Below are 25,406 nucleotides of genomic sequence, written 5' to 3'. Positions count from 1 at the left end.
TCCGATACTCACTCGTCTGAATCAGCCGAGTAAACGTCTCCTGTAGCCATCTTAAGTTGTGGAAACTTGTGCTAAAGTAAGGTTGTTCAAAATTTCACAAAGTGGGGGGTTACGATTTTAATGAAGAAACGTAGAATGATTTTGAGTTTGTTTTTATGTATTTCTTTATTACTTTCTGTTGTAGGGTGTACGGATAAAACAGATAGTTCACAGAGTCCATCAACTGAAAAGACTATCTATAAAGCGGGCACTTATACAGGAGTTGGTAAAGGTAACAATGGGCCAGTAAAGGTTGAAGTTGTATTCTCGGAAGATCAAATCACATCTGTTGAAGTGAAGGAAAATAGTGAAACACCAGGGATCTTTGAAAAAGCAGCTGAACGTGTTCCGGCTGATATTGTAGCTCATCAATCGTTAGCTGTGGATGCGGTAACTGGTGCGTCAGTTGTTAGTAACGCAATTATTGAAGCAGTAGCAGATGCTGTACAACAAGCGGGTGGAGATACTGTGGCACTCAAAGCGGTTGCCATTACAAAGCAAGAGGGGAAGGCAGAAGAAATAACAGTTGATGTTGTTGTTGTTGGAGCAGGGGCTGCGGGTACTGCGGCTGCATTAGCATCTCTCGAACAAGGGGCTGACACGCTACTGATCGAGAAGACAGCAGTGGCTAGTGGTGCAGGAACGCTTGCTGGTGGGATGTTTGCGGTAGATAGCACACAGCAGAAAGAACAGAACAAAGTCGTCGATAAAGAATGGTTATTTAAAAAGTTCATGGAAACAAGCAACTACCATGCGAATGCAAGATTGGTCCGCAAAATCATGGATGAATCAGGAGAGACAGTCGATTGGATGAATGAAAATGGAGCAAAACTAGTACTTACGGATCCTGGGCAAAGTGGTCAAAAAGCGTTAGTAGGTACTCCAGCTACCATTCATGGATATGTTGATGGTGGCTCCGTTGCTTTAGAGAAGATTCGGAATCAGATTGAAACAAAGGGCGGAAAAATCATGTTCGAGACGCCTGCAGAACAATTGATAAAGGATGACAAAGGAAACGTTACTGGCGTTATTGCCAAAAAAGCTGACGGTGGAGAATTAAAAATACATGCTAAATCCGTCATCCTTGCAACTGGAGGATACGGCGGTAATGCTGAAATGATGAAAGAACATTTCGGTGAGAAGGCCGGAACAGGTTTGATCTCTTCTGCTACAGGAGATGGACTCAAAATGGCATGGGAAGCTGGAGCAGCGGAGCTTGGTACAGATTTAGCACAGTGGTACCATTACATGCCAAATCCTGAGTTGAGCAAAAAAATGGAAAACCCGTATGTGCTTTGGGATTTGACAGCCTTACCGCTTTTATGGGTGAATAAAAATGGCGAACGCTATATTAATGAAGACATTGTGTTTGACTTTGCATATGGGTCATCGGCCATCTACGAACAGCCAGATGCCTCGCACTGGGCTCTTTTTGACCAACTGTTGATTGAGACTGTAAAGACCAAGGGTCTTATTGAATACGCTGACTTATACAGCTCGTTTAAAGGTAAAAAACAAGGCTTCGTGGAGTTTAATGAACCGTTTGATACGGATACTAACTATAAGTCTACGATTACTCCTTTTGATTATACGCCAATTATCGAAGAAGCGATTGAATCCGGGGTTATTGTAAAGGGAGAAACCATTGCAGAGCTGGCAAGCAAAATAGGTGTAAGTGAACAGACACTGAATGCTACCGTTGATCGTTATAATGGATTTAGTCAAAAGGGTGTTGATGAGGATTTCTTTAAAGATGCTGAATATCTAAATCCTGTGAAGAAGGGACCATTCTATGCTTTGAGTACTTCTGCACGTTGTCTGGGGACGCTTGGCGGCGTGAAGATCAATGAGAATATTCAAGCTGTGAATGATCAGAGTAAACCTATTCCTGGACTCTGGGTAGCTGGAAATGATGCAGGCGGGATGTATGGCAATAGTTATATTACAATAGAAGGCGGTACACTTGGTTTCGCCTATACATCAGGAAAACTAGCTGGAGAAAATGCAGCAGAATACGCCAAAAAACAATAAATACTAAGGTAAAAGGAAAAAGTCATCTTATGTGATAAGATGACTTTTCTTTTTACAACAGAACAGATAAACTTTGGGGGAGATATTTGTTTCGATTGATCCTAAAGGGGGAATAGGGAATGCAGAGCATCTTAGCATTATTGCAGTTTTATAATACCTATGATCATGATGATATATATTTTAGCGTAGCTGAGAATTTCATCTATCAATTTGATCAGATGGGTAACATGAGTCTCATTGAAATAGCTGAAAAATCACATTGTTCGCCTTCGACCATCACAAGATTTTGCCGACATTTATTTTATTCCAGTTATCCTGAATTACGATTGGAATTATCTAGATTAAGACAGCAGTATGTTCTCAATGTGCTTTCTACTAAGCATAAAGTTTCGACTCTAGAGAATAAAGTGGTTGGTGGGAAAAATATTATTACACGATCTATTGATAGTTTGCTGAATCAACTTGAGTCATCACAAGTCGACATGTTCATTCAAATGCTACTGTCAAAGACCAAAATTGGCTTCTATGGATATAGTATTCCTCAATCTGTATGGCTGCTGCAAATTGATTTACTCATGGATGGCAAAAAGTCTACTGCATTCTTAGACCCTAGGTATCAAATAGAAGATGTTCAATCTTTGGATAAGGACAGCTTTGCTATATTTTTTCACTATACAAATGACGAAATATTCACCCTTGAACAAATGATGAATGAAGCCTCACAAGGCGGAGCTAAAGTAGCGCTCATTACGAATACATCGACGCTATTTTCGAATCTAAATGTTGATTTCTTATTTGAGTTCTCTTATCAATCATTAGCTCTAAGTTTTATGATCGTAAATGCACTTATTACCCACATGTCGATAGAATACCAGCAAAAAAATATGAATTTGACACTTGAAGCAATAGACTTAGCTTAAACGCAGTATCTGGATTGCCAACGATACAGTTGTTCCTTCATCCAGCTTACTGCTAATGGACAGACCTTGGCCATACAATTGGATTAATCGCCTTGTCTTCGACTTAGAAGGCCGTGTTTGACAGCATTTCAACGGAAGGTCCGTAACCATTATTTACACTTAGTAACAGCCGATACTCCTCTCGGCTCCATCATGAAAGCCCCGTCCTCACGCGGATGGGGCTTTGTCATGCCCAAAATTGTAGACAACATGTTGTTTATAACTTATACAATCACGTTTTTTAAAGTGGTTTTCTAGTCAATATATTGGATGAAATACGGTCAAAATTCGAAATTACTCGTATAAAGTTTTCTCTTCCCTTCGAAATCTACTGTTAATTCTTGATCTGATATTTGTTCCTCCGATTCAAATGTTCTTTTAAAATATCCACCCTCTGGATGTGGATCTAATCCAAGTTTTGATATGTAGTACTTTGCGTCATGTTCTTTCATAGCATTATGCTCCTCATTAGATGTGTAATATATTCTTTAAAATTACCAAACGAATAATAAGGTCCGCTGGGTAACCGGTCAATTGATCGATGTTTATACGAAAATCGCGGGCTTTTTCCACATGGCTTCGTTATTTAATTTTATTCAAGTATCTGTAGATCGTCGCTTCGGAAGCTTCCAAATGTTTGGCAACCTCGCTTACTCCACCTTTGAGCAGAAATACCCCTTTTTCGTTAAGCTTTCTAACAACATCGATTTTCTCTTTAGGAGACATTCGCTCAGGCGCGATTTCGCTCTCGGATAATACTCCTTTAATCAATGATAAGAGGAGATCTTCGATGTTGTCCTCGAAGCTTTCCAGTACGTTAAGATCCAAAGCCGATTTTTGCTGCTCCGTATGATTAGGTTTGTTGTTGGCCGTGATTGTGAAATTGGCAAGCATAATTGCATCTTCAATAACACTTCGTGCCGATATAAGATCGGATAGGTCGACGTTCACGCAGATCATACCGATAATTTCATTATGTTCATCCTTTATAAAATAACTCGATGAACGAAAAGGCTTCTTACTCTTGCCGACGCTTTCGTAATTGCAGATGAAATGTTTGTCTTTATAGTTTTTGTCCTTCATTACTTTTAAAGCAAGGTCCGTAATGGGGCCGTTCACTTTTCTGCCGCTAATATGTCCATTAACAATCTCAACGATAGAGTTATCCGGCTTCGTCACATCGTGCAACACAACCTCGCAATTCTTACCCAAGATTTCACCAATAAAGTGAACAATCGGGATATACTTCGTGAGTCTTTCTAAATCTTCCATTTATACCACTCCTTTAGCTCCCGTTTCTCATATTCCGAGTCTAACAATAAAGAATTATTATTTCAATAATAATTTCTCAAAAAAGTATTGTAATTATGAGAAACATGTATTAAAATAAAATCATCGTAATAATAAATTATCATTATGATAATATTTCATATTTAGGAGGACATCACATGCATACAACAATTTCAACCCAGAATGCTCCAGGAGCCATCGGACCTTATTCTCAGGCTGCCAAAATCGGAAACCTTATTTTCGTATCCGGCCAACTTCCGATCAATCCTCAAACTGGTGAAATGCCTGAATCCGTCGAAGAGCAAGCAAAACAATCGCTCGAGAATGTAAAAGCGATTTTAGAGGCTGCTGACAGCAATTTGAAGAACGTTGTGAAGGCGATTATCTTTTTGAAAGATATGAATACGTTCGCAAAGGTAAATGAAGTTTACTCTTCGTATTTTGATGGCAACTATCCAGCACGAAGCACCATTGAAGTCGCACGGCTGCCAAAGGATGCATTGGTAGAAATTGAAGTAACAGCTTTTATTGAAGAATAATAAGTTGGGGAAGGGAATGAGTAGAAAATGAATTCGAAAAGTGTAGGGGCAAAAAAATGGTTGACGCTTGCCGTACTCATTCTGGGCGGGGGGACTATTTTTAAATTACCATATTTAAAAGACGCGTTTTATATTCCGATGATGGAATATTTCCATCTGACACATACGCAAATCGGTCTCACGATGTCCGTCTATGCCATTGTTCAAACCTTTGGTTACATCACATCGATGTACATCACAGATCGGTTTTCCAAGAAAAAGCTGCTCCCAATCGCCTTGGGTGGAGTAGGGCTACTCGGATTTTACATGACAACGTTTCCAGGATATTATGAAATTTTGATATTATGGGCGCTTTTCGCTTTGTTTGCTGAACTCGCTTTCTGGCCCGTTCTGATCAAAACGGTAAGATTGCTCGGGGACAGCAATGAGCAGGGCAGAATGTTCGGCTTCCTGGAAGCAGGAAGAGGGATCGTAGATACGATTGTAGCGTTTACTGCGCTTGGTATTTTCCAATGGATGGGGGCAAATGCTGCGGGCTTAAAAGGTGCAATCATTTTCTTCTCTATTACGACAATTGTAACCGCTATCATTTCGTACTTCCTTATTGAAGACGACGTCATTAATGATACAGACGAGCATGGTAACAAAATCAATCGAAGCAAGCTGGCGTTTGATGGAGCCCTAAAAGCCCTCAAAATGCCTGAAATATGGGTAGTCTCATTTACGATCTTCTCCGTATACTCCATTTATATCGGATTAACGTATTTCATTCCGTTCCTGAAAGAAATTTACGGAATGCCTGTTGCGCTGGTCGGGGCGTACGGGATTATCAACCAATACTGCTTGAAGATGGTCGGCGGACCTATTGGCGGTTTCCTTGCTGACAAAACCTTCAAATCTCCGTCCAAATATTTGAGAATAACTTTTTGGTTAGCTATTATCGGCATGATTATCTTTATCTTGCTTCCGCATGAAACGATGAATATCTATGTAGGTATGGTGTTTACACTCGGTTATGGCGCGATTATTTTCTCACAAAGAGCCGTGTTCTTCGCTCCGATAGAAGAGGTTGGCATCCCTCGCGAAATTAGCGGTGCGGCGGTATCCATTGCTTGTATGATTGGTTATCTTCCATCCATGTTCGCTTTTACGCTGTATGGAAGTATGCTGGATCGCACACCGGGGATTAATGGATACAAACATGTGTTTATGACCATGATTGGGTTTGCGGTGTTAGGTTTAATCATCAGCAGTTACTTAGTAAGAATCGTTAAGAAGAAAAAAGCGCAAGAACAAGCTCAAGTTCAGTAGTTAATTATGATAAAAAAACAGAATGTATGGAGGAGAGACATATGAAAATCGGTTTGGAAACAGAAAGCTATCACTTGCAGTTTATTACAGGCAGAATGGATATTTTTAAATTTATTCAAAAGACCGCAGAGCTCGGGCTAGACGGGGTTATGATCAATATCGTGAAATGGCCGGGACTGCCTGGATGGGGAACACTCGAATCGTTCGAGCCTGAATACCTGAAAAGAGTGAAGGCTGAAATCCAGAAATACGGATTTTTCGCTGAGATCGATACGAATGGTACGGACCCGGATCACTTGTCGCAAGTGATTGAAGTTGCTCATCAAATCGGAGCGGATGTCATCCGGACATACACTTGTATGGGCGAATACGACGCTGTACGGATGGCTGAAGCACCTACAAACATTAAGAAAATTGTTCCTTTGCTGCAACAATACAGAATTAAGCTTGCCGTGGAAAACCATGAGGAAGAGCTAGCGGATGAGGTTATCCAAATCATTGAGGAAGTGAACAGTCCTTGGGTTGGCGCTCATTGCGATCTCGGTAATGGCATGATGGCGTGGGAGGATCCGGTTGATGCTGTGACCAAGTTGGCACCGTACGCATTCACCACCCATTTTAAAGACCATATCATCGTTCATGACGGAGAAGACTATAGAGTATGCGGTGTTCCTGCGGGAACGGGCAACATCGATTTGGATCAACTGTTCAAAATCTTTGTGGAGAAATCTACGTTGACTCGAATCAACGTAGAAATGTGTTTCCCATACGCTATCCATTTCAAAAGAGAGCCGGGCGCTGGCGGAGTGTCCAAAGTCGGTGAAGGAGCATTTAAAGTCGAGGAGCCACCTTATGACTTGTCCGTGATTAAGCCGCTAGATTATTATTACCCGCCGCAAGAGCTAATGGAGCAAATGATTGAAGATCAAGCAAGAGGCGTGGAGCAATCCGTCAAACATGCGCTGGCTTTGAGAGATAAGTATTGCCGGTAGACGCTGGCTAAAGATTCGTGAAAGTTGCAGTAACCGTATAAAGGCTTTAGGAGAGAGGGACGTTGCTCTATGCGTCGTCCCTCTCTTTTGTGTGTGCCCAGCATGAGCGCTATCTCGAATAGGTGAAGTGAACTTCATCTCTGGCACAAGAGGAAAGTACAAATCACGTAGGCCACCACGGGGGAATTTAAAACATTCCCAATGTCTGGAATACGGAAGACGTGTACGCTTCGAAGTTTTTAAGCTAAGCTTTGACAAGGTGCAAGAGGTATCTTATTGTTGTTAACAATAATGATGAGTTCTTTCTGTGGATGGTATTGTTGCTGTAATTGTCAATACAGACAGCGCGGTGAACCGTATAGTTGAATAACTGATATGCAGTATGTCAAAATATATTGTTGGCTTTCGCTGAGAGGAGTACATAACAATTATGAATATTGGTATTGATGTCGGTGGTACGTTAATCAAAGTTGTGAGTATGTAGAATGATTCTTTGAGTTTTAGTAAATTTCCTGTTACGCAAATAGAAGACGTCGCTTAAAAAGATTAATAAGCTTGAGGGTGCAAAGATATGTATTACCGGTGGAAAGGCAGCATTATTTGAATCATTCATGATACGAAAACCTTTACGTATTGTTGAGTTTGAGGCAACGTGTCGTGGAGTACAGTATCTACTTAATAAATTCGATCCAAAGCAGCAAGAATATGTAATCACCAATGTTGGTACGGGTACTTCGCTTCACCATGTTGGCAAAAGCAAGCACGAACGTATCGGTGGATCCGGGGTGGGAGGCGGGACGTTGTTGGGGTTAGCTCACTTGCTAAGGGTGCTGGGAAACGGAGGGTTTTATTTTTATTGGCGGTTAATAGACATTTCAGAAAAACTGCGGACATTACTAATAGGATTAACCCAGTCGCGGTTGAGTAATGAGAATGTGCTTCGATTACTGGACCCTAAGGATTCCGAGGTGTTGAAGTCCTTTTTTTCGTGATCGCTACGCGGTTTCAATCCAGAAATTTAGAGACCACAGCGATTGAAGGAACGGTCCGTTCTCGGAGCGACCGCTCACACCATCTATTTTCCTCCTACAGAACAAGGGTGTCCCTAGCCATTTGATCAATGACTTTTGGGACACCCCCTAATCCGTGTTACTACAAAAGCGAAGAGTATTCCAGTGGTTGAAACACCCTGTCGACATGAATCGTGTTTATAGCGTCAAACCACCGTCTACGACAATGATTGAACCTGTCATATAGCTGGATTTGTTGGAGGCCAAGAAGACCACCATCTCTGCTATTTCTGAGGGATCAGAAAACCGATTCATTCGCATGTTCGGGATCTCCTCCGGCACGTAGCCGGTCTCCTGTATCATCAAAGGAACAGATTGCGTCAATGCCGTATCGACGCCACCTGGACAAATTGCATTGACGCGTATACCTTTTTTCACGTATTCCAAAGCCGCCCCCTTTGTCAATCCTATCACAGCATGTTTGCTCGCTGAGTATGCTGCGAGGCTATGTTCGGCGCGAATGCCTGCCGTAGAAGAGGTATTTATGATCGAACCGTATCCTTGCTTCTCCATAACTTTGAGAACATGTTTCAAGCCGAGAAAAACACCCTTCACGTTGACGTCCATGATACGGTCGTATTCGGCTTCGTTGATATCAGACAGCATTGAAAACTTTTGTAGAATACCGGCGTTGTTGACAAATGCGTCAATGCGTCCGTATGTTTCGACGGCGAGATGAACATACCGTTCCACGTCTTCGTTCTTCGATACGTCGGCTTGCACGAAGATGCCTTCGCCACCATGTTCACGTATTAGTGCCAGCGTCTCTTCCCCGGTTGTTTGATTGAAATCGACCACAACCACTTTCGCTCCGTTCTGCGCTAGCTTTATACAACTTGCGCGTCCGATTCCGCTGCCGGCTCCGGTAACCACTACGATTGGGTTTTCATTTTGCATCTTTTCATACCTCCGATTTAAATTGTTATTATATGGTGAAAACATGTTGAGCTTGTTTTCTCATCGATCCACCTTGTGATCGTGAAAGATGTACATTACGCATTAAGCATGAATATAACGATCATGATCCAATATTTATTGCGAAACAACGCCTTGACTCTTCTTTTAAGGGGAATGTCCTCCTGTACGACAGAAGGTTTGCCCCATCATTTATGACGGATTATTCAATTGCTGAATAATCCCGTTCAGCATTTCTTCCGTGAACATCCCCTGACTCATCATCGACAGCCCGCGCAATGGCAAATAATTTATAAATCCTTCGAACATTTCACTCGAGCCTTCCCCCAGGCTTTCAGAGGCTTCAAGACCCTCCAACATAGTTCCCATGCCCTCTTGCATCTTCTGAAGTAATCCATGCATGAACGGTGCTCTTTGCGGATCGTTTAACAGGTCGATAATCAATGTGTTTAGGTCGACTATGGATTTCAAAGCGACTGTCGACTCGACATGTACCGTATCGCTCACAACGATATCTTCACACGAGCGTCCAATTAATATTTCAAATTCACCGGACTCCACATGCCAATCCTTAAGATCTACGTTGTAGTAAGCGAAGGAACGCTTATCTAGCGTCATCGTAACGGTCTTCTTCTCTCCCGGCTGAAGCTCTACTTTAGCAAAGCCCTTCAATTCTTTGACAGGGCGGATAACTCTACTCTCTACATCGCGGACATAGAGCTGAGCAATTTCTTTACCGGCACGGGATCCCGCATTTTGTATCGTTACCTGTACGTTAACGGATTCTGTATCTTTGATTGTTTTATGATCGATGACAAGATTCGAATATTCAAATGTGGTATAGCTCAGACCGTGTCCGAACGGGAACAGCGGTTTCACTTCTTTGGCATCATAATAACGGTAGCCGACAAAAATGCCTTCGCGGTACTCCACGCGATTGCCTTCACCCGGGAAGAACAGGAATGATGGGTTATCGCTCAGCTTCATAGGGAATGTCTCGGTCAGCTTGCCGCTAGGATTCACTTCGCCAAATAATAAGTCAGCAATCGCGCCTCCTGCCGCCTGACCGCCCAAATAAGCTTCTAGGATCGACTTCACTCGACCAATCCAAGGCATTTCGATTGGGGAACCGTTCATAAGTACGACGACCACGTTGCTCTGCACGCCGGTGATCACTTCGATCAGCTGATTCTGGTTCGAAGGTATACACAGATGCTTGCGGTCAAGGCCTTCGGATTCATAACGGTCGGGAAGTCCCGCAAAAATGATGACGGCATCCGCTTCGTGGGCTGCTTGTTTCGCTTCCTCCATCAAAGCAGCGTCCAGATCGTCTCTGTTCAAATGGAAGCCTTGCGCGTACACAACCGAGGCAGAATCACCCGCAAGCTTTTTGATTTCATCTATCGGTACATCGATCTGGGTCGGTTTGATATGAGAGCTACCGCCGCCTTGGTATCTCGGTTTTTGCGCGAATGGACCGATGACCGCCAACTTCTTACCTTTTTCTAGCGGGAGCAGGTTTTCTTCGTTCTTCAGTAGCACCATCGTCTCACCGGCAACAGTGCGCGCCAGATGATGATGCTCGTCGCGGTCGTAAGTCGCGTTTGTTTTTTTGTTGTCCACGCTCATGAAAATGATACGTAAAATCCGTTCAACAGCACGATTAAGCGTCTCCTCGGACAACTGGCCGTTTTGAACAGCTTCTACGATTTTACGGTCGTTCACTTCGCCGCTTGAAGGCATTTCCAGCTCTTGACCGGCAGCTAGCCCATCTACCCGGTCATTGTTAGCGCCCCAATCGGTCACGACCAATCCTTCATGTCCCCATTCTTCCTTCAATATATCGGTAAGCAAGAACTTATTCTCGGAAGCAAACGTTCCGTTAACTTTGTTGTAAGCGCTCATGACGGTCCACGGCTGGCCATTCTTCACCGGACCCTCGAAGCTCGCTAAATAAATTTCCCGCAGTGTACGTTCATCGACAACGGCATCAACGCCCATGCGACGATGCTCCTGGTTGTTAACCGCGAAATGCTTCAGAGATGTGCCAACTCCTTGGCTTTGCACACCTTGAATATGGCTGGTGGCTATTTCCGAAGAAAGGAAAGGATCCTCCGAGAAATATTCGAAGTTGCGTCCGCACAGCGGAGAGCGTTTGATATTGGCGCCTGGTCCAAGGAGGACGGCAACGTTTTCCGCCTGGCACTCTTCACCCAGTGCTACGCCCATTTTGCCGACCAGCTCCCGATCCCAAGAGCTGGCTATACCGGCTGCTGAAGGGAAGCAAGTAGCGGGTACGCTATCAAATACGCCCAAATGGTCGGTGTCTTCCTGCTGCTTTCGCAGTCCGTGCGGGCCGTCGGTGACCATAATGCTAGGAATGCCTAGGCGCTCCACGCCTTTTAACCGCCAAAAATCTAAACCGGAGCACATGCCAGCTTTTTCTTCCAATGTCATCTCAGCAATTAGAGCTTGAATATCGCGTTTCATTAGAATTAACCTCCTTGGATGTAAGATGTCGGTACAACTCAGATTATCTCATGGATACGCTTTCTCTTATGGTATAATACTTAGAAAAATTGTACGTTTGAGGAGGTTTCCATAGTGGTTAATGTTCATAATCAACCTGATATAGCCTATTCATGTAAGTTACTATATGAAAGCATCCAACTTCCAATCTTTTATACCGAGGATGGGCATGATGTGGAAACGATTTGGGGAAGTGGAGATCAGCATAGGCCTTATTATATGGAATTCGAAAAGCTCTTCCGTCCTCTAGAGAAAGAGATGGAACACCCGGTGATTCTCACAGCGAATTCCTGGGAAGAGTTTATCATAGTGCCTGTTAAACGTAGTGGTGAGCGGCATGGATTCGTCATAATCGGTCCTTCAATCCAGCAAGTACCTATGGATGAGCATATCAATGGCCTTATGAACGATAACCAAATGTCCTATCGCGATCTGCCGCACTGGAAAGCCCATTGGAACAGTCTTCCGGTAGTAAGCCGTCTTCGTCTGCTTCATATCAGCGTACTTGCACATTGGATGATCAATCAAGAGGCTTTGGAGATAACGGATGTGCTGCAATATAGTTATCAATATGTGCTGCCAGCTAAGTTTCAAATAAGTATAGAAATTGAAATTCAAACCAAACGGGAATTATCGGTGTCTAATCAAAGTTCGAATATAGACAAACGGTTGCTAGAATTGATTCGAACCGGCAATACAAGTGAATTAATGAAAGAGTTGATCGCTTATCCTAACGAGGGTGTGGGGATCTTATCTAAACGGAGCCAACTCCGCAATATCAAAAATTTAGCCATTTGCACTGTTGCTATTGCTATGAGGGCTGCTGTAGATGGAGGAATATATGAAAAATTGGCCTTTACTCTCAGTGATCTGCATATTCAGCAGATCGAGGAACTGAATGATGTCAAGGCAGTAGAGGCGGCATTAGTACGTGCGTTAATGGACTTTACGGAACGGGTTGAACAGAGTCGGAAAGAAAGTATGTCCAGACCGATCAGAATTTGCTGCGAGTACATCTTCAACCATTTATTTCAAAAGATTACATTTGACAAGCTTGCGGAGTTGACAGGACTGAATAGCAACTACTTGATGAATTTATTCAAGGAGCAGACAGGCATGACACTGATGAATTATATACAGAAACAGCGGATAGAAGAAGCCAAGAAACTGCTTCATATGACCAATGACACGATTTCGTCCATCGGATTGCGGTTGAACTTTTATGATCAATCTCATTTTATTAAAGTTTTCAAGAAGTATATGAGTATGACGCCGAAGAAGTACCGATCTACAATCAAACCGGAAGGTCAATGAAACGTAATAGAGACATCTTTCGGGAAAACCTATAAACACTCGGAATTCCTTGTGTCCGGAAGGGTTTTGTAGGACAGCGTTTATTTTTTCATTCTACGTATTAGGGGCATCAAATCGATCCCCGAGCCGTTAGGCCGTTATTCCTACATCGATTGTGAAGTAAATATTATTCAAAGCGAATTCGCCGCTTTAGCGTTGGAAGGAAAAGATGAGGAAGAGGAGTAAATTATGGATGGGGGAGTTTTACTCCTGTTATTGCTGGTCGGATGCGGTAACCCGGTCATTGACAATTCGGCTAAGCCATCATCGACGGTTGGTGATAATGCTGAAGCAGAGGTAACAGAAACGGAAAAAATGGGGGAACAGTCTGATGACACGATTGAGGAAGCGGTAGGGGGAACGGCTAAACCGGCGGAGGTGGAGTTCAAACATCTGGAAAATGTGTTTGGGTTCGCGGATGAGTCGGGGAAACAGCTGATCACCATCCCGGACGACAGCGGCGCTGACTTGGACAATCCCGAACAATTTAACGCATAATTAGGGCACCCAATTAGGTGTCCTTTAGTTTCGCCCTATTTGTGATACGGAGAACCATATCATAAGTAGGGCGAAAAAATTTACGTTAGTTAGGTGCTAAGCAGTCCACCGCCTTCGTGGCTCAACATAAAGGACCTAGCAATCACTAGGTCCCGTATATACTCACAGTTTTTCAAAGCATATTACTACCAATTTTTACACTAATCCATACTTTGCTGCATAATCACAAACTATCTTTTTAAAATGGTCATACTTGAGATTGTTTTTTATATCTGTAATATCAATATATTTTCCAGACATCATATTTTGAATGATAGCTTCACAAATTAAGCTTTCACGCTTATAGTCGTCTACGAAAGCCTCTTCGACATCCATATTCATTTTTTCATTTATTCCGTCAATTGCGTATCGATAGATGATGTTATCTCTGCCTAGTAGTTGGCCAACTTTCTCAAGACTGTTAATTCCTTCTCTCATTTCTTCCACCGTTATTTTACCTTTATATTCCATGACTTTTTCACCACCAGTTAAAATGGTATCAACCGTTGTTCCTAACACGTTAGCAAGGTCAATTAATATCGCTGTGTCAGGCAATGTTTCGCCTCGCTCCCATTTTGATACAGCCTGAAACGATATATTTAATCTCTCGCCTAACTCGCTTTGTGTAAGATTTTTAACTTTCCTGAGGTAAGATATTTGTTTACCAACTTTAATCGCATCAATAGTCATATGCTCCACCTTTCATGTTATGATTTGAAGCGCTTCATGTCTTTATTATATTGGTAGTAAGTTCTTGGTAACAATAACTTGTTAAGTTATTACTTCGAAGCAAGTATTCAAATCTGAGTTGAAATAATTGCTATAATAATTGAATAACTTTGCTACACATGGGTTTGGGATAGGCACCGTTGGCGTAAAAGGGATCCTGCAAGCATTTTGAGGTCATGGAATGATTGAGATCTGGAGGGGGATTTTGTACGCGGAAAGCAAAAGCCCCTTCCGCTGTTTAGACGGAAGGGGTCAGTCGTTCATGCTATCTTCTCCGGCAAATAAAATGGCTTCTACCAAAGGGTGTAAGTCATTTTATTTATTGTTTCTATTGTGTGTTTAGAGCAGAAAAATTATTTGGTGTATTTTAGAATATTATGTCAGCATTATCTTTAAATTTTCTATTTCTCCTTTATAGAAATCAACGGTCTTACCCTCTGCGATTTTCCAGTCCCTTTCCAATAGCGCAATTATTTCTTGAAGCTTTTCAATAGACTTATCATATTCCCCTTTTATTATATATATATGAGAAATGGCTTCAAATGCATCTGTATATTTTGGACTTGGCTGTAGTTCGTAACCTTTGGAATAGTATTCTATGGCTTCGTCGTACCTGCAAAGTTTAGCCATACAGTCTCCTCTGGAGGACCACGCAAGCCAATCATCAGGATACAAATCAGTCATTTGCTCCCAGAGAGCCAGCGCTTGAGAAATGTTGCCTTCTTCCTTGCATATCAGCCCTCCATATTTTTGATATAAATGACCAGGATGGAGTTGGTTCAATTGTTCCAGAATTTCTTTTGCTTCAATACATCTGCCGTCTGCGATTAAGTAGTTCATAAGCCATACATAAGCCTGCCAGTAATCCGGGTGATTAGGCACGAAATTCTTATAATACTCAATGAGTTTATGGTGATTTGAAAAGTTCCAGTCAAAAATGATTCCATTCTCTGCATCCCGCAAAGCATTATGATTACTTTTGCTGTCCGGAGCTAGTAGCAGTGCATCCTTGGCATAATGGGAAGCCAATTCACGGTGCTCATCTGAACGATGAATGTGTAACTGAGCTAGCAAGGTGAGACATTGGGATTTTTTTTGATCATCATTTAGTTTTTCTTTTAAAAATTGTTCAGCATAGTTAAAATCGTCTTCGGATATAAAATGTTCAGTACTAATCATATTTCCAATTCGTTCTAAATGTGTATCATCGGTTAATGCAAATAATTCATCAATTGTAACACCAAAAATCACCGATAAATCAGGAAGAATTTGAATATCAGGCATGGTTACATTATTTTCCCATTTGGATATTGCTTGGGATGACATATTCAGTTTTGCTGCAAGTTCTTCCTGAGTCATTCCTTTTTGTAAACGTAGTGTTTTTATTTTTTTCCCTATCTCAACATTCATTTGGATAACCTCCAATTTGTATCATTTCGACTAGTCAAATGAATTATAACTTTTAGTATGAAATATCCTCAATGACCGTTTGGTTAACCGAATTAACTATCAGTTACATTAGTAGTCTGTATGTACTTGAAACAAACATAATCTATCTTATACAAATATTTATTGCTCATGTCTTACATTGTATGTTTTCCGAATTTTCACAAAAACTTCTCCTTTTCATCTATACTGGAAGTTCAAAACCTGAAATTTGTATGGATTAAAAAAATGACCCAAGTATGTAGAGGGAGGATGTATGTACCGGATTCTCATTGTAGAAGATGACCAGCGAATCGCCGAGCTTTTATCCAATCATTTGGATAAATACGGATATGAACCCATTGTGACACATCAGTTTGATGCCATAGATCAAGCCTTTGAACAAATCATGCCTCATCTTGTGTTGCTGGATGTGAACCTACCTAAATTTGACGGATATTATTGGTGCAAACAAATACGGAAAATTTCATCTTGTCCAATTATTTTTATTTCTGCTCGAACAGGAGAATTGGATCAGGTGATGGCAATTGAGTATGGCGGAGATGACTTTGTAACCAAACCTTTTTACTATGATGTCATCGTTGCCAAAGTGAAAAGTCAAATCCGCCGTTCGTATGGGGAATTATCAATCGGAGCTACGGATACAGAACGAGAAGTTCGTTTTTATGGAGTGACATTTTTTCCAGAACGTCCAGAACTACATTACGGACAGCAGAGATTATCGCTTATGAAAAAAGAAGCTGATCTACTCGACCTGCTCATTAACAAATATCCACGTACGGTAAAGCGGGAGAAAATATTTGAACGGATGTGGGACGAAAAAGAATTCATCAACGAGAATACGTTGAATGTCAATGTAGCTCGGTTACGCAAGAAGTTCGAAGAACTCGGGATAGATAATGCCATCGAGACCGTCAAGGGCTTAGGCTACCGTCTGAACGTATCTTGGAACGAGGTGGACAAAGAATGAAATTATTTGTTAAGGAGAATATTCCCTATATCGTACTTCATATCATGCAGTTTATATTTTTATATTCGACTTTTCACTGGTTGGATGTAAATGTTGTTGAAGGCAATATAGTGTATCTCTTTTTAGTGAGTCTATTTATGCTGATCATCTATCTTACATTTCGTTATGTGGTTGGACGCAGCGGCTATAAATGGCTAAGCAATATTCCCGATTTGAAAGATGCAAAGACTTTCTTGCAAATGGACGTTACTTCACCGTTGCTTCATACTTTCAAGGAAGGACTTGCAAGGCAATATCAGTTAATGCAGAGCGAAAAAGAAAGATCCATACAGGAAAAACAGGAGCAGATTGATTTTATGAACCGTTTTGTCCATTTGCTGAAAACACCGCTTTCCGCTTTGCACCTGATTGTTCAGGATCGTGAGGACTCGGATGGGTCGGAGGAAATGCAAGTTGAAATCGTCCGTATGGAATACCAGTTGAATATGATTCTGACACTGTCAAGAATGTCCTCTTTCCGACAGGATTTCTATATTCAAACCGTATCAATAGAGCCATTGGTGTATGAAGTCATTAACGACTTAAAGAGCCACTTTATTCACCATCATTTATTCCCCTCAGCCGATGTACATGGGGATGCCACCGTACTATCGGATCGCAAATGGTTGAAGTTTGTACTGACGCAGTTGCTTACCAATGCTATCCGTTATTCGGATGGTGGCAACCGACACATAAAGATATTTGCAGATCGACAGGGAGAGTATATTACGTTGACCGTGAAAGATGAAGGTGTGGGCATCTCCCCTCAAGACCTTCCTAGAGTATTTGACCTGTATTTTACTGGTGCCAACGGACGCGAATTTGGTGAATCCACGGGCATCGGTTTATATCTCGTTCGAAAAATTTGTGATGAATTGGGCCACAGAGTTTCGATCCAATCAGCTTTAGGAGTGGGAACGGAGGTCCAGATTCGTTTTTCATTACCCTCTCATTCTGAGTTAACAAGGTGACAGATATGTAATGTTGATGTTATTTAGAACGATAGCGACATCCCTTCCTTTCTTATAACCTAAGAGTAAGGAAAGAAAGGAGCGAAATCATACATGAATATGCTGGAAATCAGTAAGGTTTCAAAAATATATGATGGGAAAGTTTCTTATCAGGCATTGAGACATGTCAATTTTATCGTACCGAAAGGTCAATTTGTTGGGGTTATGGGTCCATCGGGGAGTGGAAAGACAACGCTGTTGAATGTCATCTCGACAATTGACCATCCGACCACTGGAGAGGTTGTCATCAATGGAAAAGAACCACATCAACTGCCATCGGAGCAATTGGCTGTGTTTCGACGCCGCGAACTAGGATTTGTGTTTCAGGACTTCAATTTATTGCATACGTTGACAGTACGGGAAAATATTTTCCTACCATTAGCTCTGGACGGAGTAGCTGTAAGGAAAATGAATGAACGGTTAAACTCCATTGCTCCTATTCTAGGTATTACTGACATTCTCGACAAGCGTACTTATGAAATATCTGGAGGACAAGCCCAACGTGCTGCCATTGCAAGAGCCATAATTCATGAACCGGCACTACTACTTGCGGATGAACCAACTGGAAACTTGGACACCAAATCATCTCGTGATGTAATGGAGTTGTTTCGCAATATTAATCGTGAAATTGGAGCAACGATGTTAATGGTTACCCACGACCCAACAGCTGCAAGTTATTGCGACCGAATTATTTTCATTCGAGATGGTTCTGTATATAACGAGATTTATCGTGGGGAACATCAGAACGACTTCTATGGCAACATTATGGATGTGTTGTCCTTTATGGGAGGCGACTCTCGTGAAGTTTCGACAATTCGCAATTAAAAACGTGCAAAGAAATTATAAAGCATACTTAGCTTATTTTCTCAGCAGCACCTTTTCCATATTGGTCTTTTTCCTATTTGCTGTGAACCTGTTTCATCCTATGATCGGAGAGAGTTTCACATCTGGAACCGTTCATCTTGTTCTGTCTGCAGGAGAAGTTGCGATATCCATATTTTCTTTGCTGTTTATCCTTTACTCAGTGGGAACTTTTTTGAAGATGCGATTAGCAGAATTTGGTTTGCTGACGATATTAGGTGTTACACGTAAGCAATTGAATCGACTGATTTCATTGGAGAATATCATCATTGGACTTGCAGCAATGGTGACGGGAATCGCCACGGGACTTTTTTTATCGAAATATTTTTTAATGTTTGCTTCGGTGATTCTGGAAGTTCCAGAACTCGAATTTTACATGCCAGTGAAAGCAATTCTTGTGACAATTACCTGCTTTCTAATCATATTCGTCTTGATCTCTAAGCTCGCTCCGTTTGCAGTGAGATCCAAGGAGATCATTGAACTCCTGAAAGGGAATCGAAAACCGAAAGAACCACCTAAAGCATCAATACGGCTCTCAATAGCAGGATTAATATTGATTGCGGCAGGTTATATAATTGTAGTATTACAAATGGCGTTCCCTTTTCACTTGGGCGTAATCGGCACACTGGTTTCAGCAGGAACCTACCTGTTTTATTCGCAGCTTAGTGTATTTACCTTAATGCGATTGACATCCCTTCCAACATTATTTTTTAGAAAAACGAACTTGCTTTGGATTTCAGACTTGGTTTATCGTATGAAAGATAACGCTCGATTATTGTTTGTTGTCACGATTACCTGCACGGTATCATTCACGACAATGGCAGCTTCTTTTGCCGTTTATCAGACGGTAGACGAGGAATATGCGAACAGCTACCCGATACCGTTTAATTATTCCTCCTATTCCTCAGACGTTCAGCGTGAGAATAATCTTTCTCTCATTTCTTCAAAATTAGATGAAGAAGGGCTGTCGTATAGGACAATCTCAGTACCGTTTCTGGAGTTCGATAGCGATTCAAGACAGAAGACTGCAGCAATATCCACTCAAGGATACAATCGCCTTGCTGAATTGTTGAACCGAGAACCGTTGCAGTTAAAATCTGGAGAAGCGATTGAAGTTTCTATCTGGACGAACAAAGCTAATTCCCGTTTAACAATCCAGGAGAATGGAAAAGTACATTTGGGAAGCAATATACTTCGGCTTATCGGTGTTGTCCAAGACAACATATTTCCAGAGGGTTTGTTTGGAAATTTGTATGTATTGAATGATTCGGATTTCGAGAAACAGGATTCTGTATTAAACAAAGGGGTATATTATGGTTATTCAGTTCCGGATTGGACGGAGGCATCGACAGCAGCTGAAAAAATTCGTGCCCAAATTAAAACCGATGGGAACGCGTTTAAGTATCGTTCATCACCGGACTGGTATCAGACGGATCAATTAACTTACAAATTAATTCTCTTTGTGGGGTCGTTTATCAGCATTGTGTTTTTTATAGCAGCTGGAAGCTTTATTTACTTCCGCTTTTATACGGATGTTCAGGAGGAAAAAGTGAAGTACCGTAACCTGCGGAAAATAGGTATGACTATCCGCGAGGTGAAGAAGATTATCACGGTACAGTTGGCGATCCTTTTCTTTATCCCGATCTTGCTCGCAGCACTTCATTCAGTATTTGCACTGCAAACACTACAGAGACTAATATCTGTTTCCATAAGCAGTTATGCATCGATTATTTTGATTTTCTTTTTAGTAGCGTGGTCCATCTACTTCCTGCTTCTTCGTTCTCGCTATTTGAGAAGTCTATTGGAAGAGACTTAATCAGGTCCATATAAACTATCCCGGTTCGCAACAATGTTCATCAAAAAAAGCCTTTTGGAATAAAATCCAAAGGCTTTTTGTATGCTTATTTTTTTCAAGACCTTATTCAACATCATAATTGATCACAAACAAAAAGTCTATACTTTTGGCTGGATTTTATTTACTATTGTGAAGCCGGCAAAACTTAATAAATGGAGTGTTGTTAATGGACGTTACTTGTCATCTCGATGAGGCTGACTTACAGGATTATATTGGACGGGTTTTTGGAACCAGTTATTTAGTTGCTTGTGTTTCGCGAATGCATGGTGGCGCACAAAAGGTGGTCTACAAGATCGATTGTAGTAATGGATTTTCCTGTGTTTTGTATGTGTGGGATCTTTCCATGAATTTTTTTGAAGAAGAAAAAGCGAATGAAGATATAAATGAACAGTCCTATGGAAGTGACTTATTTGCATTAAACAACAAGTATTTAATACAACATGGAATTCAGACCCCTGCACTTTATGATCTGAATAAGGAAAGAGATCGTTACCCCTTTGATTATGCTCTAGTTGAATATATAGATGGACGTAAGGCAGAAACCTATTTTCATCATTCTGATTTACGTGTCCAAGATAAAGTATTTCAGCGTTTGGGGGATATGATTACTACGATGCATACCAACGAAAGACATATCTTTGGGAAAGCCAATTCTAACGAGATCAGCGCAGCACAATGTCATTTATTACAAATGGAAAATGCGAAAGTTCAGCTAGCTTATGCCTCTCAACATATGGAGAAGATCGGGTCTAATCAAAGTAAACTGCTCGATAAGTTGTATGAGCTTGAATCAAAAATTAAACCTAGAAAGCAGTATGGGTTTATTCACGGGGAACTGGGTCCTGACCATGTTTTGGTTAATGATAAACTGGAGCCATTTCTGATCGATATCGAAGGGGCAATGTTCTTTGATATTGAGCATGAGCATAGTTTTTTGGAGATGCGATTCGGGGATTTCTATCGGTATCTTAAAAACGATACGCTTGATCCTGATAGGCTGTTATTTTATCAATTTCACCACCATATATCATTAACTTCAGCGGGTTTAAAGCTAATGCATAGAGGATTCCCCGATCAACAATTCGCAAAAGGACTAGCTGATTATCAATCTGAGCGTGCGCTTAGGTTTATCGAAAAATGAAGAAATAACCCATTAGCCTTCATCACCCTTAGGGTGGGGAAGGTTTTTTTCGTTACATAATCTCAAGGCATAATAAAAGACCGCTCTACTGGAATGACTTCCGGATCTGCGGCCTTAGGACAAGATTCTATTATAAGGTCAATCTGTATCTAAATGTGGTGAGATTAATGGAATTTAACTGTCTTGATACGAGCCTCTTCTTCATAGGTAAGTGGTTTTGGGGATCGCGGAGTGTGCAAATGACGTTGCACGGAATATTCCATTTTTTGATAATCCTCATTACCTGAATTCATCGTTGGATTCCAATTTTCCGTTACCCAATTTTTAAGTTCTTTAAGACCTGCTAGCATTTCCTCCAGCCTCCTTTGGCGAAGAAACAATGTATTTTGCATTCATTTGATTACGTTTTCATTATAACATAGAAATTTGTTTTAAAAGATGTTAAGAATTCTTCTATGCCAACTATGGATATTGAAAGATTCAAAAGAGTTGGTGGAAAAGATGTAGTGGTATTTAATGGACTGGATGAACAGTATGTAGCGGGAAGAATCATGGGAGCTGATGCAGGTATTGGCGGTACTTATGCTGTTATGCCGGAGCTATTCTTGCAAGCTAATAAATTTGTACTAGCCGGCAAGTTTGAGGAAGCAGGACAAATTCAAAGTGATATCAACGATATCATCATCGCACTTTGTTCGCTCAAGGGTGCAATGTACGCGGGAATCAAAGAGATTCTGAGATTAAGAGTCGTAAACATTGGTAGTGTAAGAGCACCACTTGAAGGTGTAGAAGCTGAAGATGCTGGTCCAATCGCAGATATTATGAAATTGATTGATCAAGCGATCGAAAAATATTGTGGTTAATGCAATGAAGAGAACGATCGTATGCTTTGGCGATTCCAATACTTGGGGCTACGACGCAGAGACCGACCAAAGGTTTAATGATGAAATACGTTGGACCGGGCTTCTGCATACAGAACTGGACGACGCTTACCATGTCATAGAAGAAGGGCTTCCCGGTAGAACCAGTGTCAGTGAGGATCCATTATTTGAAGGGGTAGCACTAACTTCTTATAACATCGCACAAGGTATCGTTAGACTCGCTCTTAAAGCTAGAGGGAGCGGGGCAGGACCAGCGGGGAAAGCTCCAGAAGTGCTTGTGAACGCACCGCCTCCTATGGGGCAGATTGTCATCTTGGGAAGAGCATAGCAGATATGAGAATTCAGTCATTGTAGAGGCTATTGAGGAATTGAAAGTAATATTACGATACGATCCTGATCTCGGGCGAATCGAGATCCGTGGTAATGAGATGTATACTTCGATTATGGCCCTTGAGGTGAAGTCGCTGGAGGAACAGGTTGCTGAAAAGCATGAGACCTATATTGATGTGCATTATCTGATCGAAGGTGAAGAGATCCGGTGTGACATGGGAGGGTAAGCCCTCAAGAATAGGATGTGGATATCCAATGTGCGATCATAGAAAAGATCCATGGGTTTGGGGATAACTACCTCCAATCTCTATTCCCGACACCGGCTCCGCCAGAAAATAATGTTATCCTTACATGACTTTTCCAGCTGTCGACCTGTCAATGGCTGAAAATCTAAGAACGAGTGAGTAAACAAGGGTATTTATTAATTTATAGTGGGAGGAGGGGGAAATATGGATGCGAAAATCCGGTTTATTGTGAGGGCTCCTTCGAACCAGACGGTTTTTACCCATATGGAGCAAGTCGATCAACCGATCATCGCGGCCAAGATCAGGGAGCGTTATGGCGCCCTTGAATTGAAAATGAAGCAAGAAGCTCGCGTCATCTCTTGTCAAATATCGTGGGAGCTGAATATTCGAGTTATTACACGATAACGTTTCAACGAAGCAAAGGAGGAGTCAACCTAACCTAGGGGAGACTCCCTCTCTCTTGTGCGTTCTAGGGACAAGCCTGACGGTAGTCAAGAGGTGTATACGAAAGTAAAGAGTAGTATATAGATGGGGGTCTTTCCCTTTCCTATACTAGAACTAGGAAGAGAAGCTGAATGAAGCAGATGCACGACCTATTTTGAGACAATGTGGAGGGGTAATATGAAGAAAAAAAGTAGAATACTTCTGATCGTCGCATTGATCCTAAGTTTAACTATCACGGCATGCGGCAAAACCACAAATGAAGGGGAGAAGCAGCCTGAGAAGCAGCCTGAGACACCTGTGGAACAAAAAAATGAAGTGATTGAAGTTTCAACAGTTTCGGCAAGCGATCAGTATCTCAAATTCGATGAGGGCGAAAGCTTTGAGAAGAACTCGGTCTATGATGCGTATGAGAAAGATATCGGCGTGAAGCTCACGAATAAATGGGTGTCCGCCGATGACGTTCAATTCAAGGAAAAAGTGAAGATGTCCATCGCCTCCAATGATCTTCCGGACTTCATGAAGGTTAATGCTACACAGCTGAAAGAGCTGACCGAAGCGGATATGATTATGGATATCACGGACGTATATGACAAGAATGCGACGGATGAGACGAAGAAATTCTTGTCGATGGATGGCGGAATGCAACTGAAGACCGCCACTTTCGACGGTAAACTCATGGGGATTCCAAGTTCTTATAATCCGTACCAGTATCAGTTCCTCTATGTACGCACAGACTGGCTGAAGAAATTGAACCTGCCGGAACCGAAGACGATGGCGGATCTCTTGACGATCGCCGAAGCGTTCAAAACAAAAGATCCAGGCGGCACTGGGAAACCGCATGGAATTGCAATTAGCAAAGATCCATTTAACCAGTCCACAGCTGTTACAGGACTAATAGCATTCTTGAATAGTTACCATGCTTATGAAAATCTTTGGATGGAAGACGGAAATGGCAATTTGGTCAACAGTGACATTCAGCCTCAAGTGAAAGACGCACTTAAGGCGCTGCAGGAAATGTTCAAGAAAGGATTAATTGATCCTGAGTTCGTCGTTAAAGATGTGGAGAAAGCAGCAGAGCTCCTCTATAACAACAACGCAGGTATCGTATACGGCCAGTCTTGGGTACCGGCTCAGCTCGCTAAAGGCGCAGTAAAGGATGGTAAAGTCGTACAAGAGTGGGGCGTATTCCCGATTCCATCGGTAGATAGCAAACCTGCACTATCGCAGATAGGTTTGGGTGTTGACGAATATTATGTTATCTCCAAGCAAGCGAAGCATCCGGAAGGCGTTATTAAATTGCTGAACCATTGGATTGTCGTGGATAATCATCCGACGCCAGAACAGAAAGTGTATGAGTATGGTAAAGACCTGAAGGAGAAAGGCAACAACTACTGGCTTCTAAGCCCGCTTCGTGTTGGTAAACAAAAGGATAATAACGGTGAAATATTGCCAAAAGCGATCGAGAATAAAGACGAGAGCATTTTGGAGACGAAAGATCATAAAACTCGTTACGAGCGTGCCATGAAGTATGTTGACGGTACCGATATCAACATGTGGTGGGAATATCTGATTTCAGGTCCAAAAGGCGCATATTCACTTGTTCCTGAAATTCAGAACAATAAACAGTACCTACAAAACAAATTCTACGGCGCACCGACTCCAACCATGGCAGATCGACAAGAAATCCTGAAGAAGAAGCGGGATGAAGTATACTTCAAGATTATGATGAATCAAGTATCCGTGGATGAATTCGATAAATTCGTGGAAGAGTGGAAAAAGCTTGGCGGCGACGAAATGACCAAAGAAGTCAATGAATGGTACGCGACTCACAAACAATGATAGCAGGAGAATCGAGGGGTTGGACACAAACGACCCCTCTTTTCTTTAACC

The 25,406-nt window shown here is 41.8% G+C and carries 24 protein-coding genes and 1 pseudogene; 18 read left to right on the top strand and 7 right to left on the bottom strand.

What is annotated here, in order from left to right:
- The first annotated feature begins 120 nt into the window (after positions 1-120).
- Together MHH52_RS23905 and MHH52_RS23900 are read left to right on the top strand one after the other, a co-directional pair.
- Positions 121-2,070 carry an FAD-dependent oxidoreductase gene (locus MHH52_RS23905; RefSeq protein WP_340004789.1) on the top strand — a complete coding sequence of 650 codons (1,950 nt, stop codon included), beginning with the start codon at positions 121-123 and terminating at the stop codon, positions 2,068-2,070.
- A gap of 119 nt (positions 2,071-2,189) precedes the next feature.
- Positions 2,190-2,990, top strand: a complete 801-nt coding sequence (locus tag MHH52_RS23900; RefSeq protein WP_340004788.1) for a hypothetical protein — start codon at positions 2,190-2,192, stop codon at positions 2,988-2,990.
- A 320-nt stretch (positions 2,991-3,310) separates the two neighbouring features.
- Here the strand turns inward: MHH52_RS23900 and MHH52_RS23895 are convergent, their stop codons facing one another.
- Both MHH52_RS23895 and MHH52_RS23890 read right to left on the bottom strand, forming a co-directional pair.
- Entirely contained in the window at positions 3,311-3,481 is a 171-nt protein-coding gene (locus MHH52_RS23895; RefSeq protein WP_340004787.1) for a cupin domain-containing protein, read from the bottom strand.
- A 130-nt stretch (positions 3,482-3,611) separates the two neighbouring features.
- The gene (locus MHH52_RS23890; protein WP_313637153.1) at positions 3,612-4,301 is read right to left on the bottom strand and encodes a PAS domain-containing protein; all 690 of its coding nucleotides are present in this window, start codon (positions 4,299-4,301) and stop codon (positions 3,612-3,614) included.
- A 176-nt stretch (positions 4,302-4,477) separates the two neighbouring features.
- Here MHH52_RS23890 and MHH52_RS23885 point away from each other — a divergent pair, with 176 nt between their 5' ends.
- From MHH52_RS23885 to MHH52_RS23870, 4 genes are all read left to right on the top strand, one after another.
- Positions 4,478-4,858, top strand: a complete 381-nt coding sequence (locus tag MHH52_RS23885; protein ID WP_313637154.1) for a RidA family protein — start codon at positions 4,478-4,480, stop codon at positions 4,856-4,858.
- A gap of 27 nt (positions 4,859-4,885) precedes the next feature.
- Positions 4,886-6,169 carry an MFS transporter gene (locus MHH52_RS23880; RefSeq protein ID WP_060626208.1) on the top strand — a complete coding sequence of 428 codons (1,284 nt, stop codon included), beginning with the start codon at positions 4,886-4,888 and terminating at the stop codon, positions 6,167-6,169.
- Between the two features lie 41 nt (positions 6,170-6,210).
- Positions 6,211-7,161, top strand: coding sequence for a sugar phosphate isomerase/epimerase family protein (locus tag MHH52_RS23875; protein ID WP_340004783.1), 951 nt, complete (start codon positions 6,211-6,213; stop codon positions 7,159-7,161).
- A gap of 545 nt (positions 7,162-7,706) precedes the next feature.
- Positions 7,707-8,153, top strand: a complete 447-nt coding sequence (locus MHH52_RS23870) for a hypothetical protein (RefSeq protein WP_340009804.1) — start codon at positions 7,707-7,709, stop codon at positions 8,151-8,153.
- A gap of 216 nt (positions 8,154-8,369) precedes the next feature.
- Here MHH52_RS23870 and MHH52_RS23865 read toward each other — a convergent pair whose 3' ends face one another.
- Positions 8,370-9,128, bottom strand: coding sequence for an SDR family oxidoreductase (locus MHH52_RS23865; RefSeq protein WP_340004781.1), 759 nt, complete (start codon positions 9,126-9,128; stop codon positions 8,370-8,372).
- Between the two features lie 210 nt (positions 9,129-9,338).
- The gene (locus MHH52_RS23860) at positions 9,339-11,636 is read right to left on the bottom strand and encodes a glycoside hydrolase family 3 C-terminal domain-containing protein (RefSeq protein ID WP_340004779.1); all 2,298 of its coding nucleotides are present in this window, start codon (positions 11,634-11,636) and stop codon (positions 9,339-9,341) included.
- A 114-nt stretch (positions 11,637-11,750) separates the two neighbouring features.
- Between MHH52_RS23860 and MHH52_RS23855 the strand changes: the two genes are divergently transcribed.
- Together MHH52_RS23855 and MHH52_RS23850 are read left to right on the top strand one after the other, a co-directional pair.
- Positions 11,751-12,989: an AraC family transcriptional regulator gene (locus MHH52_RS23855; protein WP_340004778.1), complete on the top strand. Its 1,239-nt coding sequence runs from the start codon at positions 11,751-11,753 to the stop codon at positions 12,987-12,989.
- A gap of 228 nt (positions 12,990-13,217) precedes the next feature.
- On the top strand, positions 13,218-13,526 hold the full coding sequence (locus tag MHH52_RS23850; protein ID WP_340004777.1) for a hypothetical protein: 309 nt from the start codon (positions 13,218-13,220) through the stop codon (positions 13,524-13,526).
- Positions 13,527-13,721: 195 nt separating this feature from the next.
- Here the strand turns inward: MHH52_RS23850 and MHH52_RS23845 are convergent, their stop codons facing one another.
- Positions 13,722-14,255 (bottom strand): helix-turn-helix transcriptional regulator, encoded by a 534-nt coding sequence (locus MHH52_RS23845; RefSeq protein ID WP_340004775.1) that lies wholly within the window; start codon positions 14,253-14,255, stop codon positions 13,722-13,724.
- Between the two features lie 414 nt (positions 14,256-14,669).
- Positions 14,670-15,704 (bottom strand): helix-turn-helix domain-containing protein, encoded by a 1,035-nt coding sequence (locus tag MHH52_RS23840; RefSeq protein ID WP_340004773.1) that lies wholly within the window; start codon positions 15,702-15,704, stop codon positions 14,670-14,672.
- Positions 15,705-15,996: 292 nt separating this feature from the next.
- On the opposite strand from MHH52_RS23840, the gene MHH52_RS23835 reads away from it, so the two are divergent.
- From MHH52_RS23835 to MHH52_RS23815, 5 genes are all read left to right on the top strand, one after another.
- The gene (locus tag MHH52_RS23835) at positions 15,997-16,710 is read left to right on the top strand and encodes a response regulator transcription factor (protein WP_340004771.1); all 714 of its coding nucleotides are present in this window, start codon (positions 15,997-15,999) and stop codon (positions 16,708-16,710) included.
- The gene (locus tag MHH52_RS23830) at positions 16,707-17,720 is read left to right on the top strand and encodes a sensor histidine kinase (RefSeq protein ID WP_340004769.1); all 1,014 of its coding nucleotides are present in this window, start codon (positions 16,707-16,709) and stop codon (positions 17,718-17,720) included. Before MHH52_RS23835 ends, MHH52_RS23830 begins: the two co-directional genes overlap by 4 nt.
- Before the next feature lie 93 nt (positions 17,721-17,813).
- Positions 17,814-18,584 (top strand): ABC transporter ATP-binding protein, encoded by a 771-nt coding sequence (locus MHH52_RS23825; protein ID WP_340004767.1) that lies wholly within the window; start codon positions 17,814-17,816, stop codon positions 18,582-18,584.
- Positions 18,559-20,436: an ABC transporter permease gene (locus MHH52_RS23820; protein WP_340004766.1), complete on the top strand. Its 1,878-nt coding sequence runs from the start codon at positions 18,559-18,561 to the stop codon at positions 20,434-20,436. Before MHH52_RS23825 ends, MHH52_RS23820 begins: the two co-directional genes overlap by 26 nt.
- Positions 20,437-20,686: 250 nt before the next feature.
- Positions 20,687-21,616, top strand: a complete 930-nt coding sequence (locus MHH52_RS23815) for a phosphotransferase (protein WP_340009802.1) — start codon at positions 20,687-20,689, stop codon at positions 21,614-21,616.
- Positions 21,617-21,780: 164 nt separating this feature from the next.
- Here the strand turns inward: MHH52_RS23815 and MHH52_RS23810 are convergent, their stop codons facing one another.
- On the bottom strand, positions 21,781-21,966 hold the full coding sequence (locus tag MHH52_RS23810) for a hypothetical protein (RefSeq protein ID WP_042130754.1): 186 nt from the start codon (positions 21,964-21,966) through the stop codon (positions 21,781-21,783).
- Between the two features lie 102 nt (positions 21,967-22,068).
- Here MHH52_RS23810 and MHH52_RS23805 point away from each other — a divergent pair.
- From MHH52_RS23805 to MHH52_RS23785, 5 genes and pseudogenes are all read left to right on the top strand, one after another.
- Positions 22,069-22,479, top strand: a pseudogene (locus MHH52_RS23805) (dihydrodipicolinate synthase family protein); the annotation flags it as partial.
- A gap of 4 nt (positions 22,480-22,483) precedes the next feature.
- On the top strand, positions 22,484-22,825 hold the full coding sequence (locus MHH52_RS23800; RefSeq protein ID WP_340004764.1) for a hypothetical protein: 342 nt from the start codon (positions 22,484-22,486) through the stop codon (positions 22,823-22,825).
- Complete coding sequence (locus tag MHH52_RS23795) at positions 22,803-23,054, top strand: YhcH/YjgK/YiaL family protein (protein WP_340004762.1); 252 nt, start codon at positions 22,803-22,805, stop codon at positions 23,052-23,054. Before MHH52_RS23800 ends, MHH52_RS23795 begins: the two co-directional genes overlap by 23 nt.
- A 222-nt stretch (positions 23,055-23,276) precedes the next feature.
- A complete protein-coding gene (locus MHH52_RS23790) occupies positions 23,277-23,477 on the top strand; it encodes a hypothetical protein (RefSeq protein ID WP_313641712.1) in 201 nt (66 codons plus the stop codon).
- Between the two features lie 216 nt (positions 23,478-23,693).
- A complete protein-coding gene (locus MHH52_RS23785; RefSeq protein ID WP_340004760.1) occupies positions 23,694-25,355 on the top strand; it encodes an extracellular solute-binding protein in 1,662 nt (553 codons plus the stop codon).
- Positions 25,356-25,406: the final 51 nt, after the last annotated feature.

Origin of the sequence: Paenibacillus sp. FSL K6-0276 (genome assembly GCF_037977235.1) — a bacterium.
Taxonomy (GTDB): Bacteria; Bacillota; Bacilli; order Paenibacillales; family Paenibacillaceae; genus Paenibacillus_AQ.
This window is presented reverse-complemented; position numbering and strand designations above follow the sequence as displayed.

Bases quoted from the DNA above. Each gene is read 5' to 3' on its own strand.
- MHH52_RS23905 (WP_340004789.1), top strand. From the start codon at position 121: ATGAAGAAACGTAGAATGATTTTGAGTTTGTTTTTATGTATTTCTTTA.
- MHH52_RS23900 (WP_340004788.1), top strand. From the start codon at position 2,190: ATGCAGAGCATCTTAGCATTATTGCAGTTTTATAATACCTATGATCAT.
- MHH52_RS23895 (WP_340004787.1), bottom strand. From the start codon at position 3,481: ATGAAAGAACATGACGCAAAGTACTACATATCAAAACTTGGATTAGAT.
- MHH52_RS23890 (WP_313637153.1), bottom strand. From the start codon at position 4,301: ATGGAAGATTTAGAAAGACTCACGAAGTATATCCCGATTGTTCACTTT.
- MHH52_RS23885 (WP_313637154.1), top strand. From the start codon at position 4,478: ATGCATACAACAATTTCAACCCAGAATGCTCCAGGAGCCATCGGACCT.
- MHH52_RS23880 (WP_060626208.1), top strand. From the start codon at position 4,886: ATGAATTCGAAAAGTGTAGGGGCAAAAAAATGGTTGACGCTTGCCGTA.
- MHH52_RS23875 (WP_340004783.1), top strand. From the start codon at position 6,211: ATGAAAATCGGTTTGGAAACAGAAAGCTATCACTTGCAGTTTATTACA.
- MHH52_RS23865 (WP_340004781.1), bottom strand. From the start codon at position 9,128: ATGCAAAATGAAAACCCAATCGTAGTGGTTACCGGAGCCGGCAGCGGA.
- MHH52_RS23860 (WP_340004779.1), bottom strand. From the start codon at position 11,636: ATGAAACGCGATATTCAAGCTCTAATTGCTGAGATGACATTGGAAGAA.
- MHH52_RS23850 (WP_340004777.1), top strand. From the start codon at position 13,218: ATGGATGGGGGAGTTTTACTCCTGTTATTGCTGGTCGGATGCGGTAAC.
- MHH52_RS23845 (WP_340004775.1), bottom strand. From the start codon at position 14,255: ATGACTATTGATGCGATTAAAGTTGGTAAACAAATATCTTACCTCAGG.
- MHH52_RS23840 (WP_340004773.1), bottom strand. From the start codon at position 15,704: ATGAATGTTGAGATAGGGAAAAAAATAAAAACACTACGTTTACAAAAA.
- MHH52_RS23835 (WP_340004771.1), top strand. From the start codon at position 15,997: ATGTACCGGATTCTCATTGTAGAAGATGACCAGCGAATCGCCGAGCTT.
- MHH52_RS23830 (WP_340004769.1), top strand. From the start codon at position 16,707: ATGAAATTATTTGTTAAGGAGAATATTCCCTATATCGTACTTCATATC.
- MHH52_RS23825 (WP_340004767.1), top strand. From the start codon at position 17,814: ATGAATATGCTGGAAATCAGTAAGGTTTCAAAAATATATGATGGGAAA.
- MHH52_RS23810 (WP_042130754.1), bottom strand. From the start codon at position 21,966: ATGCTAGCAGGTCTTAAAGAACTTAAAAATTGGGTAACGGAAAATTGG.
- MHH52_RS23800 (WP_340004764.1), top strand. From the start codon at position 22,484: ATGAAGAGAACGATCGTATGCTTTGGCGATTCCAATACTTGGGGCTAC.
- MHH52_RS23790 (WP_313641712.1), top strand. From the start codon at position 23,277: ATGGATGCGAAAATCCGGTTTATTGTGAGGGCTCCTTCGAACCAGACG.
- MHH52_RS23785 (WP_340004760.1), top strand. From the start codon at position 23,694: ATGAAGAAAAAAAGTAGAATACTTCTGATCGTCGCATTGATCCTAAGT.